At 68.8% G+C, this 12,959-nt stretch carries 13 protein-coding genes; 6 read left to right on the plus strand and 7 right to left on the minus strand.

The genetic code is table 11. The annotated features are described in order from the left end of the window. Positions 1-132: 132 nt before the first annotated feature. Positions 133-885, minus strand: a complete 753-nt coding sequence (locus tag OG947_RS04225) for an IclR family transcriptional regulator (RefSeq protein WP_222638266.1) — start codon at positions 883-885, stop codon at positions 133-135. Positions 886-1,078: 193 nt separating this feature from the next. On the opposite strand from OG947_RS04225, the gene OG947_RS04230 reads away from it, so the two are divergent. Both OG947_RS04230 and OG947_RS04235 read left to right on the plus strand, forming a co-directional pair. Further along, a complete protein-coding gene (locus tag OG947_RS04230; protein WP_056447180.1) occupies positions 1,079-1,843 on the plus strand; it encodes a CoA transferase subunit A in 765 nt (254 codons plus the stop codon). Beyond that, complete coding sequence (locus OG947_RS04235) at positions 1,840-2,505, plus strand: 3-oxoacid CoA-transferase subunit B (protein WP_222646130.1); 666 nt, start codon at positions 1,840-1,842, stop codon at positions 2,503-2,505. The genes OG947_RS04230 and OG947_RS04235 overlap by 4 nt, the downstream gene beginning before the upstream one ends. A gap of 17 nt (positions 2,506-2,522) precedes the next feature. Here OG947_RS04235 and OG947_RS04240 read toward each other — a convergent pair whose 3' ends face one another. The 3 genes from OG947_RS04240 to OG947_RS04250 are packed head-to-tail and all read right to left on the minus strand — an operon-like array spanning position 2,523 to position 5,344. Further along, entirely contained in the window at positions 2,523-3,548 is a 1,026-nt protein-coding gene (locus OG947_RS04240; RefSeq protein ID WP_056447576.1) for an NAD(P)-dependent alcohol dehydrogenase, read from the minus strand. Between the two features lie 37 nt (positions 3,549-3,585). Continuing rightward, complete coding sequence (locus OG947_RS04245) at positions 3,586-4,290, minus strand: iron-sulfur cluster assembly protein (protein WP_328810156.1); 705 nt, start codon at positions 4,288-4,290, stop codon at positions 3,586-3,588. A 1-nt stretch (position 4,291) separates the two neighbouring features. After that, positions 4,292-5,344: an amidohydrolase family protein gene (locus OG947_RS04250; RefSeq protein WP_328813190.1), complete on the minus strand. Its 1,053-nt coding sequence runs from the start codon at positions 5,342-5,344 to the stop codon at positions 4,292-4,294. A 168-nt stretch (positions 5,345-5,512) separates the two neighbouring features. Here OG947_RS04250 and OG947_RS04255 point away from each other — a divergent pair, with 168 nt between their 5' ends. Continuing rightward, entirely contained in the window at positions 5,513-6,976 is a 1,464-nt protein-coding gene (locus OG947_RS04255) for a helix-turn-helix domain-containing protein (protein ID WP_328813191.1), read from the plus strand. Positions 6,977-7,035: 59 nt separating this feature from the next. Further along, complete coding sequence (locus tag OG947_RS04260) at positions 7,036-7,803, plus strand: ANTAR domain-containing protein (protein ID WP_328813192.1); 768 nt, start codon at positions 7,036-7,038, stop codon at positions 7,801-7,803. A gap of 7 nt (positions 7,804-7,810) precedes the next feature. Here OG947_RS04260 and OG947_RS04265 read toward each other — a convergent pair whose 3' ends face one another. After that, a complete protein-coding gene (locus OG947_RS04265) occupies positions 7,811-8,590 on the minus strand; it encodes a TIM barrel protein (RefSeq protein WP_328813193.1) in 780 nt (259 codons plus the stop codon). Continuing rightward, positions 8,587-9,633, minus strand: a complete 1,047-nt coding sequence (locus OG947_RS04270) for a Gfo/Idh/MocA family oxidoreductase (RefSeq protein ID WP_222627569.1) — start codon at positions 9,631-9,633, stop codon at positions 8,587-8,589. The genes OG947_RS04265 and OG947_RS04270 overlap by 4 nt, the downstream gene beginning before the upstream one ends. 126 nt (positions 9,634-9,759) lie before the next feature. Here OG947_RS04270 and OG947_RS04275 point away from each other — a divergent pair, with 126 nt between their 5' ends. Further along, positions 9,760-10,737: a LacI family DNA-binding transcriptional regulator gene (locus OG947_RS04275; protein WP_056447165.1), complete on the plus strand. Its 978-nt coding sequence runs from the start codon at positions 9,760-9,762 to the stop codon at positions 10,735-10,737. Here OG947_RS04275 and OG947_RS04280 read toward each other — a convergent pair. Further along, positions 10,727-11,383 carry a TetR/AcrR family transcriptional regulator gene (locus OG947_RS04280; protein WP_328813194.1) on the minus strand — a complete coding sequence of 219 codons (657 nt, stop codon included), beginning with the start codon at positions 11,381-11,383 and terminating at the stop codon, positions 10,727-10,729. The genes OG947_RS04275 and OG947_RS04280 overlap by 11 nt on opposite strands. 112 nt (positions 11,384-11,495) lie before the next feature. Between OG947_RS04280 and OG947_RS04285 the strand changes: the two genes are divergently transcribed. Further along, positions 11,496-12,950: an MDR family MFS transporter gene (locus OG947_RS04285; protein ID WP_051612949.1), complete on the plus strand. Its 1,455-nt coding sequence runs from the start codon at positions 11,496-11,498 to the stop codon at positions 12,948-12,950. Positions 12,951-12,959 lie beyond the last annotated feature (9 nt).

Here is a 12,959-nt window from a genome sequence, read left to right on the forward strand (position 1 = left end):
CTCTGTGCGACAACGATTCTCGGACTCTGATGTCGACATCGATACGATATCAGGCATGCATTCACGATATAACGGATGAATAACTTGGATGTACCGCCTCAGTTCTGTCCGACCGGCCGCATCGACCTCCGATCACCGCAGACGCGAGGTCAACGCGTGTGCGGCCCGCAGCAGCTGTTCGCCGAGAACAGGGCGCCGGACATCGTCGAAACGGCCGGCGACGCCCGTCAGACTCAGCGCCCACGCCGGGGCGTCGCGGCGATCGAACACCGCGGCCCCGAGACCCCAGCTACCTTCCACCAACAACCCGGGATTCACCGAGTATCCCTGCACCAGAACTTGTTCCACCCGTTCGGCGATCTCGCGCGGCGCGTGACGTTCTCCCCAGCCGCCGAGCTCTGCACGGTCGAGGTACTCCACCCGCTCACGTTCGGGCAGGTGCGCGAGGATCACCAACCCGGCGGACGCGACTCCGAGGGGCATGCGCAGGCCGACGTGCAGGACGTGCGAGCGCAGCGGGAAACTGCCCTCCTCGCTCGCGATGCAGACCGTCTCGTCGCCCCGACGTGCCGACAGGAAGGCGCTCTCCCCCGTCGTTCGGGCCAGATCGCGCAGGATGTCTCCCGCGCTCGACGTGATGTCGTACCGCTCCGCTGCCATCGATCCGAGAAGGAAGGTCTCGGGCCCCAGCGCCCACCGGCCCGACTCGTGCCGATCGACGAAGCCCTCCGCCGCCAACGCGGTGACCATCCGGTGCACGGTGGGCCGCGCCAACCCGGCGGTCCTGGCGATGTCGGTGGTCGACGCGCCGTCCGGCTCGTGATCACCGATGGCACGCATCACGGCCGCGACCCGCGCGATGACCGACCTCGCTGCCTCCGCCATCACCACAGTCTAGGGCTCGCGGGGTGTCCACTCAGTGAACACCGTGCCGCCGATCGTTCCACGAGTCGAGCAGTTCGCCGTCCGGAACCCGTATCGCCTGCGAAGACGCTGCGGTCCTGATCGAATGCAGAGAGTGCGCACGTCCACTCACCGGACCGTACATCTGATCAGTACTCGATCTCAGGAGGAACTCGTGGCCACCGAAGTCCTGTCCACCCCCGCCGACGCGATACGCGGCGTCACGGACGGCGCCACCCTGGCCGTCGGCGGCTTCGGACTCTGCGGCATCCCGGACGCACTGATCGACGCCCTCGCCGCCACCGACGTCACCGATCTGGAGGTCTTCTCCAACAACTGCGGAGTGGACGACCACGGCCTCGGCATCCTGCTCGCAGCGCACCGGATCCGTCGCGTCACCGCGTCCTACGTCGGCGAGAACAAGGAATTCGCCCGGCAGTACCTCTCCGGCGAGCTCGAGGTCGAGCTCACTCCCCAGGGCACTCTCGCCGAACGACTACGCGCCGGGGGCGCGGGCATCCCGGCGTTCTTCACCCCGGCCGGTGTCGGCAGCCCCATCGCCGACGGCGGGCTCCCGTGGCGCTACGCCGCCGACGGATCCGTCGCACTCGCATCCCCCCCGAAGGAGACCCGCGTCTTCGGCGACAAGCGGTACGTCCTCGAGGAGGGTATCCGCGCCGACTTCGCGCTCGTGCACGCGCACCTGGGTGACACCGACGGAAACCTCGTCTTCGACAAGGCAGCCATGAACTTCAACCCGCTCGCCGCCATGGCCGGCCGCATCACCGTCGCTCAGGTCGAGCATCTCGTGCAGCCGGGCGAGATCGACCCGGCGCACGTGCACCTGCCCGGCGTGTTCGTCCAGCGCATCGTGGAGACCGGCCCACAGACACCCCGCATCGAGAAGCGCACCACCCGACCCGCAGGAGACGCACGATGAGCACCGACACCGGATGGACCCGCGAGAACATGGCTCGGCGCGCGGCGGCCGAACTGCGCGACGGTGATTACGTGAACCTCGGCATCGGGCTGCCCACACTGATTCCCGGCTTCCTCGATCCCGCGATCCGCGTCACGCTGCACTCCGAGAACGGCATCCTCGGTACCGGCCCCTACCCCACCGAGGACGAGGTCGACGCGAATCTCATCAACGCCGGCAAGGAAACCGTCACCACCCTGCCCGGCGCGGCGTTCTTCGACTCCGCGCTGTCCTTCGGCATGATCCGCGGCAGCCACATCGACACCGCCGTCCTCGGCGGCATGCAGGTCTCGGCGACCGGCGACCTCGCCAACTGGATGGTCCCGGGAAAGATGGTCAAGGGCATGGGCGGCGCCATGGACCTCGTCCACGGCGCCGCGCGCGTCATCGTCGTCATGGAGCACACCGATCGGGACGGCAACCCCAAGATCGTCGACGCGTGCACGCTCCCCCTCACCGGTCAGGCCGTCGTCGACCGTGTCATCACCGACTACGCCGTCATCGACGTCGTCGGCGACGGCACCCTGGTCCTGCGGGAGACCGCGCCCGGTGTCACGGCGGCGCAGGTACACGACGCCACCGGCGCCACCCTCACCGACGCCGACGACCTCGTCACGCACTGACCGGCGGCGGGCCGTTCTCACGGCGTGAGGATGGCCCGCCCTCGCACCGTGCCTGCGTCCAGATCGTCGATGGCGCTCTGGAAGTCGTCGAGTGCGTACTTCGCGGTGTGCAGAACGACGGACCCGCGTGCCGCGAGAGCCATGAGGTCGCACAGGTCGTTGTAGGACCCGACCAGGTTGCCGATGACGTTGATCTCCGACGACACGATGTCGATTGTCGGCACGTCGATGTTCTCGCCGTATCCGACGACGTGGTAATTGCCCGCCTGCCGCAACATCGCGATGCCCTCCGCCGTCGCGCCGCCTTCACCGACGAAATCGATGACCGCTTCGCCGCCCTGCCCGCCGGTGAGCTCGAGCACCTGCTCGATGTGGGTGCCGTCGGCGACGACGCCGTGATCCGCCCCGATGGACAGGGCCAGCTTCACCGCGTCGGCGTTACGGTCGACGACCACGATCTCGGCCGCGGTCAGCGCCTTCAGCACCTGAATCCCGATGTGCCCCAGCCCGCCTGCGCCGATCACCACGACGCGGTCGCGGGGAGTCAGATGCCGGGAAGCCTTCGACGCGGCGTGATAGGCCGTCAGTCCGGCATCGGCCAGGGCAGCCACGTCCGCCGGCTCCAGCGAGTCGTCCAGCTTCACCACACTGCGTGCCGACGTCTTCAGGTACTCCGCGTAGCCACCGTTCGTGTCGATGCCGGGGAACTGGTTGATCTCGCAGTGCACGTCGTCGCCGGATCGGCAGGCGCGGCAGAGCCCGCACGTGATGAGCGGGTGGACGATGACCTTGTCACCCTCCTGCACGTTCGTCACTGCGGAACCGACGGCGTGGACCCAGCCGGCGTTCTCGTGACCGATCGTGTACGGCAGGGTCACGTTCGACTTCTCGGCCCACTGCCCCTCGAGGATGTGCAGATCGGTACGGCACACCCCCGCTCCACCGATCCGGACGACCACGTCGAACGGCCCCGTGGGAGTCGGAACGGGCACCTCGGTCATTCGGAGTTTCTCGTGGTACCCCACGACCTGGACTGCGCGCATGGTGTTCATGATGTGTCTCCTCGGCTTCTCGGGAAGGTCAGGCGTCGACCGTCGTGCGGTCCGGGTCGTCGTAGCGGGTACGGAGCAGTCCCCGGCAGAAGTGGGCGTTGCCGTCGATCGAGATGCGGGTCGATCGAGCCCGACGCAGTGCGAGCGGCACGTCGAGCTGCGTGTAGCCGGCTCCGGTGTGATCGACCATGACGATGCTGTCGGGCACGTCGTCCAGGCCGAGGGACCGTCGCCGCGACCGCAGTGCCCTGGTGGTGTCGTCGTCCGGGAGATCGCCCAGCACAACAGTTCCCATGTCCTCCATGCGCCGGGACGGATCCCGCTTCAGCAGCGCGGTCAGGCACCGCTCCATCGCCGCGACGTGAGCCTTGCGCTGGAACGTCGTCCGGAGCTCCTCCAGATCGTTCTCCGCTTCGTGCGCGAAGGTGCCCCGGTATCCCGCGTCCGCGGCGAGTCCCGCGTTGATGATCGGTGAATCGTGGTGGTCGTCGAGTTCCACCGTCACGTTCCGCGTCCAGGGCAGGCCGGTGAGCACGTCCTTCGCGTCGGAGGCCATGAGGTAGGCGAAGTTCGGCGCGCAGAAGGACGTCGGCAAGCGCAGGTGCACCACGACGTCACGGTCCTCGGAGACGGTGAGCGACTGCACGAAGTCGAGGTCGGTGATCGGCTCGTCGAGCTCGGGATCGATCACCACGTCCAGAGCCCGCATCGCCGAGTCGGCACGGGTGGTCATCTCACGCTCCCACGAGAATGTCGTCGGCCGCACGGTCGGCGCCGCGCGGGCCGGTGGCCGTCTCGTCGGCATCGGCGATCTGCAGCTCCGCCGGAACCGGGATGTCGTACATCTTCGCGGCGTTCAGGCCCAGCACCTTGCGCTTCTGGTCCATCGTGATCTCCGGGTACTCGCTCAGCTCCGCCGGGATCTGGAAGTCGACGAACGACTCGATCAGCCAGCGCGGTGTCCAGAGGGCGTAGTCGGACGAGAACTGGATCCGGTCCTCACCGAGCCAGTAGAGCAACTCGCCCATGATCTGGCCGAAGTACTTCGGCCGGGAGTGGATGAACGGCATCGCGACGGCGAGCCCGGCATGCACGTTCGGCTCCTGGGTGGCGATCCAGCAGAAGTCCTCGAGCCGCGGGAGACCGCAGTGCTCGACGACGAAGTTCAGATCGGTGAAGTCGGTGGCGACATGATCGACGTCCGCCACGTCGAAGGCATCGCGATCGAGCGGCCTGATGGTCGGTCCCTTGTGGACGTGGATGTTGGTGATCCCGAGCTCGCGGCAGACCTCGAGGTAACGCCGGGTCCAGTCGTCGTCGAGCTTGTAGCCGCGAGAGTCTCCGTGCCACTCCGCCGTGTAGAGCTTGACGCCCTTCAGTCCGAACCGTTCGGCATCGGCGCGGAGCTGATCGAGCCCACGCTCGCCGTTGCGCGGATCGAAGTGGTGGTTGTAGGTGAGCTTGTCGGGATTCTGCGCCGTGAGGGCCCATGCCTCCTCCGTCTGCCCGAACCCGTTCACGTAGAACTCCCCGAGGTGGGCCGGCTGGAAGATCGCATGATCGACGTACCCGTCCTCGAAGAGGTCCTTCATCAGGCGGTCGCCGCCCTGATAGAGGTACTCGTCGTACGGCCACAGCTCGCTCTCGGGCGACAGGTTGCGGTGGTAGTCGTAGAAGCAGTCGATGAACTGCTTGCCGTGGATGTTGCGCTGGTTCTCGGGCCGCGCGTCCCACAGCGCGACGTGCGCGTCGACGATGAAGAAGCTGTTGTCGCCCTTGGTGTACATCGAGGTCCCTTCGTCGTGTGACTGGCGTCACCTTCACTGGCTCGACGCTAGGGCGCGACGGACGGGAAGCGGGCGTCCCCGGCGTCTCAATCTGAGACGGTCGACCACCCCTCGGGCGCTGTAACCTGGATCACAACCCGACCCGCTTCGACCCACCAGGACGCCCGCGTGCCAGCACAGCTCCCCGAACACCGGACCGGCTCCGGCCGCGAGGTGGACGCGGTCGCCGGTGCGGTACCCCCTCGACTCCGCGCCTCCTGGCTTCGGAGTCGGCGCTACGGCATCCCGGTCGATCATGTCGAGCCGGTCTTCGCCGGGACGGAACGGCAGGAGTCGCTCTTTCGGCAGTGCGGTGACGAAGTGCTCGCCGACCTGCAGCGGACGCTCACCGCCGAGCCGGTGGGCCTCATGCTCACCGACGCCGACGGCCTCGTTCTGTCCCGCCTGAGCGGGGACCACACGTTGCTCCGCGCGCTCGACGACGTCCACCTCGCGCCCGGTTTCGGCTACTCGGAACGGGAGGTGGGGACCAACGGTCTGGGTCTCGCGCTGGCAGACCTGGCACCCACCCTGGTCCGAGCGGAACAGCACTACTCCCACAGCCTCACCGGCTTCACCTGCGCAGCCGCCCCGGTGCTGGATCCCGCGACGGGTCGTCTGCAGGGTGCCGTCAATCTCACCACCTGGTCCCGGACGTCGAGCGACCTCCTACTCACACTCGCACGGTCGGCCGCGAGCACCATCTCGCTGTCGATGTCGTCCCGATCGATCGGTCGACGAGAGCGACCGACGGTGCGTCGCAGCCTCTTCCGTATCGAGCACGGGTCCACCGGCACAGGCGTTCGACTCGGCGCGGAGTGGTCACGACTGGAGGCGGACGCCCACTCCGCGATGGCCGCGGGATCGACCGTCGCGGTGATCGGCCGCCCCGGCTCCGGCCGCTCGTCGCTGGTGACGCACGCTGCGCGGCGCGCCTTCCCGCGCCACCGCATTCTCTCGGCAGCGGCCCCCGCACCCGACGACGTCGACACGTGGCTCGACCTGTGGACGTACGAGGCGGATCGCACCGACACGGTCGTCGTCCTGCGCGACGTCGACACGCTCCCCGACTTCGCCGCGCAGTCACTCGTCGACCTGCTGCGGTCCGCCGAGACCCGGATGCCCTTCGCGGTCACCGCCGAACGACTGCACGACATCCCGGCCGCACTCGCCTCCGCGGTCGCATCGGTCGTGTCGCTGCCCCCACTGTCGGACCGACCGGACGACGTCGTGCCGTTGGCTCACGAGTTCGCGCGCGCGGTGCGCGGACGCGACGTGCACATCACCCCCGCGGCGGAACGCGCTCTGCAGCACCACGACTGGCCGCAGGGCGCGGCGGAGCTCCGCGAACTCGTCACGCGAGTCGCGTCGCGTGCGGACGTCGTCGACGTCGCGATGCTCCCCGCCGAACTGCTGGCGGGCCGGACGCGCCGGTTGTCGAGCATCGAGGCGTTCGAGCACGGGGAGATAGTGCGGGTCCTCGCGTCGGGCAAGGTCACGATGAGCCAGGCGGCCCGTCAGCTGGGGATGAGCCGCGCCACGCTCTACCGCAAGACGGCCTACTACAAGATCGATCCGCGGAACCCCGGCTGACGCACGTCGGCCGCGTAGTCTCGTCCCGGACGACTCGATCTCACGGGAGGGGCGCGGACATGGACGACGAACTCGCGCGACGTCTGTTCGCACTGCGCGACCTCCCCCACTTCCGTCGGGCCCGCGAACGGGACTCGACGGCGACGACCACGGTCTCCGATTTTCTGACCGGCTCGGTGGACGACGATGCCGCTCTGCTCGTCGTGCTCGAGCAGGGCGCGGCGGCGGCGGTCCGATCACTCGACGGCGTGGCGCACGCCGGCATCACCGCCACCGTGGACGGCCACCCCTTCACCGTGTCCCCAACCGACGCCGTCGTGTTCGCGCTCGACGCCCAGCAGTACGACCTCGACGACGGACCCTGCCTGCGCGCGCTGCGGACACACTCGTCGCTGCACTTCTCCCACGACGAGGTGGCCCGACTCTGGCCGCCCCTGGCCGCCCTCGCGGCGAGGGCCGGCGTGGACCGGGTGCACGCGTGCGCGCTGACCGTCGACGGGGCGGCCGCCGGATCGGTCAACCTGTACGCCGCGGGGCCTCCCCTGTCCTCCGCGCAGGTCGAGGCCGAGGACGATCTGGTGTGCGTCCTCGTGGACCACCTCGACACCGCCCTGTGGTCCTACGGCCGCGGGCGCGACCTCGACGCCGGAGTCCGACGGATCGGTGCGGCCATGGCGGACCGCCGGGTCGTCGGCATCGCGGTCGGCATCCTCATGGTGCGGGACGATCTCGACATGGGCGAGGCCCGAGCACTACTCGAGAAAGCCGCTGCCGCAGCGGAACTGCCACTCGTCGACGTGGCCCGCCGGATCACCGAGGACAGCTGACCGACGATCACGGCGCCGTGAACGCCGCCTCGAAGGCGTCGAGTGCCTCGTCGGGATCGGCGCGTGCCCACCCCTCGAGACCGACGACACCGTCGTACCCCATCTCGCGCAGTGCGGCGGCGACGACCGGGTAGGCAATCTCCCCGGTGCCCGGTTCGCAGCGCCCCGGAACGTCGGCCACCTGGATCTCGCCGATCCAGGGAAGCGAGCGCCGCACCGTCTCGATGAGGTTCCCCTCGCCGATCTGAGCGTGGTACAGGTCCAGATTCAGGCGCAGGGCCGCACTGTCCACCGCGGACACGAGTGCGAGCGTGTCCGCCGCGGTGGCGAACGGTGTACCGGGGTGATCGACCGCGGTGTTGAGGTTCTCGAGGGTGAACACGCGACCGGCACGCTCGCCCAGCTCCGCGACCCGGCGCAGTGTGTCGGCCGCCCGGAGCCACATGTCGGGGGTCACCGCGTGCTCGGGGTGGACCGGCAACCCCTCGGAATCGAGACCTGTGCCGTGCAGATTCAGGCGCGGGCAGTCGAGCCGATCGGCCACGCGCAGCGACTCCGCGGCCGTGCGGAGCAACTCGTCGATGCCGTCCGGGTCGGTGAGGCTTCCGCTCAAGTACCCGGTCATCGAGGAGAACCGGGCACCCGTGGCCTGCAGATCGTCGATGTTCTTCGTCGACCAGTTCCAGATCTCGACCTGCAGGCCGCGGTCCGCGATCCGTCGGACCCGATCGACGAACGGCAGATCGAGGTGGAGCATCTCGGCGCTGGCCGCCAGCGTGTACGTCATCGGACACCGTCCGAGTCGAGATCCGCGACGGCGACCGCGGCGCCGGACCGCACGCTCTCGATCGCGGCGAGCGCGATCGACAGGGCGACCCGTGCGTCGGCTCCACCGACGACCGCGGGCGTCGAGTCGCGGACCGAGGACACGAACGCGGTGAACTCGCCGATGTAGGCCTCGCGCAGCAGATCGGTGTCGCGACGGGCGGTGTCCACGGTGATCCCGCGAGCGTCGTACAGGGTCATGTCGCTCGACGCCGTGGTGCCGGCAGTGATCATGCCGCCGGATCCGAACACCTCTCCGCGGACGTCGTAGCCGTACAGCGCGGAGAAGTTGGCCTCGGCCGTCGCGAGGGCGCCGTTGTCGAACGCGATGGTGACGACGGCGGTGTCGAGGAAGCCGTCGTCCCTGGCCTCGGGCCGGATCAACGCGTCGGCCATGGCGTGCACGCGCACCGGAGCGGCTCCCGGGTTGAGGAAGCACAGCGTGTCGAAGTCGTGGATCAGCGTCTCCAGAAAGATGGTCCACGCTGGAACGCGGCTCGGATCTCCACCCCACGGGCCGGGATCACGGGTGAGCGACCGCAGCAGCTGGGGCGTACCGATCCTGCCCTCGTCGACGGCCCGACGTGCCGCCGCGAATCCCGGCGCGAAGCGTCGGTTGAAGCCCACCTGGAGTGTCACTCCCGCGGCCCGTGCGGCGGCGATGGCACGGTCCGCGTCCTCGAGGGTCACGGCCATCGGCTTCTCGACGAACACGTGCTTCCCGGCCTCCGCGGCCGCGACGACGAGTTCGGTGTGACTCCGCGCGGGGGCGGAGATCACGACCGCGTCGACGTCGTCACGCCGCAGGGTCTCGTGGATGTCGGTGGACGCCGTCGGTGCACCGAGTTCCCCGGCGAGCCTGTCGGCGGCGCCGGGCACCGGATCCGCCACTGCCCGCAGTGCGGCACCCGGTACCCGGCGCGCGACGATCTCGGCGTGGTTGGCGCCGATCCTGCCCGCACCGAGCACCGCGATGCCCACCACCTCCGAACGATCGACTGCCATGACGCCTCCTACTAGTACGTTCTAGTTTACCTGTTCGCAGAGGCTAGAACGTACTAGACGCCGGCGTCAACACCCCCGTACGATCAGTGCGTGACCACCAGGAGACGAACCGAGCGTCCCGTCACGATGACCGACGTGGCACGGGCGGCGGGAGTCTCGACCGCCCTGGTGTCCATCGTCTTCCGCGACTCCCCCGGTGCCAGCGACGCGACCCGCGCACGGGTACGCGAGATCGCCGACGAACTGGGATACGTCCGCGATCGACGGGCGAGCAGTCTGCGGCAGTCGCACTCCCGGCTTCTCGGGGTCGTCTTCGAGCTGCAACAACCGTTCCACGGGGATCTGGTCGAACACGTCTATTCCGCCGCGGCTCGACGGGGCTACGAGGTGGCTCTCAGCGCCGTCGCACCCAGCAGAGGTGAGACAGCGGCCATCGACTCCCTTCGTCACGATCGCTGCGAGGCAACGATCCTCCTCGGCAGCCGACTGCCGGAGGACGAGCTGGCCGCGCTCGCCCGCACCGTTCCCACCGTCGTCGTCGCTCGCCGTGTCGACACCCCGGACACGGTGACGGTGCGCAGCGACGACGTCGCCGGCATCACGCTGGCGGTACGGCATCTCGAGGAGCTCGGCCATCGGCGCATCGCCTTCGTCGACGGCGACGGCGCACCGGGCAGCGAGGACCGATCCGCCGGTTTCCTGGACGCCCTGTCCCACATCGACGACGCCCGAGCCGAGGTGGTGCGGGGCGGCCTCACGGAGGACGACGGAGCGCGAGCAGTCGAGGGACTCCTCGACACAGAGCACCCTCCCACCGCCGTGATCGCCTTCAACGACCGGTGCGCCACAGGCGTTCTCGCCGCACTGGTCGCTCGCGGACTCGCCGTGCCGCGGGACATGTCGGTGATCGGGTACGACGACTCGCGCGTCGCCGGACTGGACCACGTCGCACTCACCACGGTGTCCCAGGACGCCGAGAGCCTGGCCGACGCGGCGGTGGACGCCGCACTCACCCTCACCGTCGACGACAGTGCGCCGAGCATCGTGCTGACGCCCAGCCTGGTGTCACGGTCGACCACCGGCGCACCAAGGGCTACGTCGTGACGTCCTGGGCGGCACCGGTCACGACGGTCCGCAGATCACGGCACGCGACGCGATAGATCTCCGCCAGGTCGGCGTCCTGATCCCCGTCGTCCACGCGCGCCGCCCACGAGTCGAACGCGACCCGGACGGTCATGATCGCCGTCTCGGCGGTCAGGCGGGAGGGCGATCGCGGAACTCGCGCCGCCAGCGCGTCGGCCAGGCGAGCGATGACCACTTCGTCGAGGGCGATCGCCGCGGACCGTAGGTGCGCATCCGACACGATCAGCCGACGGATGCGCATCACGCGGTCGGACGACGCCGTGTTCGCCGCACTCATGCGCCGGAGGAACCGCTCCACGATGTCCTCGATGCCGGCCAGACCGACACCCGCGAGGTCGGCCTCGGTCACCCACGCCAGGATCTCGCGCTCGAGCCCGGCATCGAAGCCGACGACGGACTGCTCCTTCGTGGGGAAGTGACGGAAGTACGTGCTCTGCGAGATGCCCGCGTCGCGAGCGATGTCGCCGACGGTGGTGGACGCGAATCCCTGACGCTCGAAGAGTTCCAGCGCCGCCAGTGAGATCTCGGAACACATGTCGCGACGCCGACGTTCCCGCAGATCGGGCACCGGTGTCGCCGCCACCTCGGTCGAGCCGTCTCCACTCACGACATCACTCCTCTCCGAATGGCCGTCACCCTACATCAACAACCAGTTTGACAGTGACTGTCATGCAGGAAGACACTGTTACCACACCGAACGACAGAGAGGCCCCACGACGATGCAGGTTCAGCAGACAGAGGTGGACGCGCCGCGCGTCACGGACGGGCCTCTGCCACGGAGCAGTCGGCTGTTGATCGCGGTGCTCGTGGTGTCGGCATTCGTCATGATCCTCAACGAGACGATCATGAGCGTCGCGCTGCCCACCCTGATGGTCGATCTCGCCATCGACGCCGGCACCGCGCAGTGGCTCACCACCGGCTTCCTCCTGACCATGGCCATCGTCATCCCGACCACGGGCTTCCTCTTCCAGCGCTTCACTCTCCGCCAGGTCTTCTTCGCGGCGATGTCGCTGTTCTCCGTGGGCACCGTTCTCGCCGCGTCGGCGCCCGGCTTCCCGCTGCTGCTCACCGGTCGAGTCGTCCAGGCAGGCGGCACGGCGATCATGCTTCCCCTGCTGATGACGACCGTGCTGCGACTGGTTCCCGCCGATCGGCGCGGCCGCATGATGGGCGTCATCTCCATCGTCATCGCCGTGGCTCCGGCCGTGGGGCCGACCATCTCGGGTGTCATCCTCAGTGCGCTCGACTGGCGGTGGATGTTCTGGCTCGTGCTCCCGATCGCGTTGTTGGCCTTCGCGATCGGATCCCGCCTGGTGGAGAACGCCACCGCGGCGAGCACGGTGGCCCCGTTCGACGCCGTCTCGGTGGTGCTGTCCGCGCTGGCGTTCGGCGGCATCGTGTACGGACTCGGCAGCCTGGGTCACGCCGCCGAGGGCACCGCGGTCCCCGTGTGGATCCCGTTGGGTGTCGGCGTCGTCGCACTGGTCGTGTTCGTCCTCCGGCAGATCGCTCGTCAGGACTCGGGCCGGGCCCTGCTCGACCTGCGTCCGCTGCGCACCCCCACGTTCAGCATCGGCCTGGGCATGCTCTCCATCAGCATGATGGCGCTGTTCGGTGCCCTCATCCTGCTGCCGATGTATCTGCAGAACGTCCGCGGGCTGGACACGTTGACCACGGGCCTGATGCTCCTTCCCGGCGGTCTGATCATGGGCGGTCTCGCTCCCGTCGTCGGACGGGTCTTCGACCGGGTCGGCCCCCGCCCACTGGTGGTCCCGGGCGCCGTCGTCGTCAGCGCCGCACTGTGGTCGATGACGATCCTCACGGCCGACACCGCCCTCCCCGTGGTCGTCGCGATCCACTCGCTGCTCAGCGTCGGACTCGCTCTGATCATGACTCCGCTGATGACCTCCTCACTGGGTTCGGTTCCGCCGCAGCTGTACTCGCACGGCAGCGCGATCTTCAACACCGTGCAGCAGTTGGCGGGAGCGGCCGGCACCGCGCTGTTCGTGACCGTGATGTCCACCGCTGCGGCCTCCCGACTGGCCGGTGGCGTGGGCGACGTGGCGGCGCAGCAGTCGGGGATCCACACCGCGTTCCTGTGCGGCGGTGCCGTGTCCCTGCTGGCAGTGGGCGCCTCGTTCTTCATCCGTACGCCTGCGGCCGACCGGGGGTGACCTGGTCGT

The organism is Rhodococcus sp. NBC_00297 (assembly GCF_036173065.1).
In the GTDB taxonomy this organism is placed as follows: domain Bacteria; phylum Actinomycetota; class Actinomycetes; order Mycobacteriales; family Mycobacteriaceae; genus Rhodococcoides.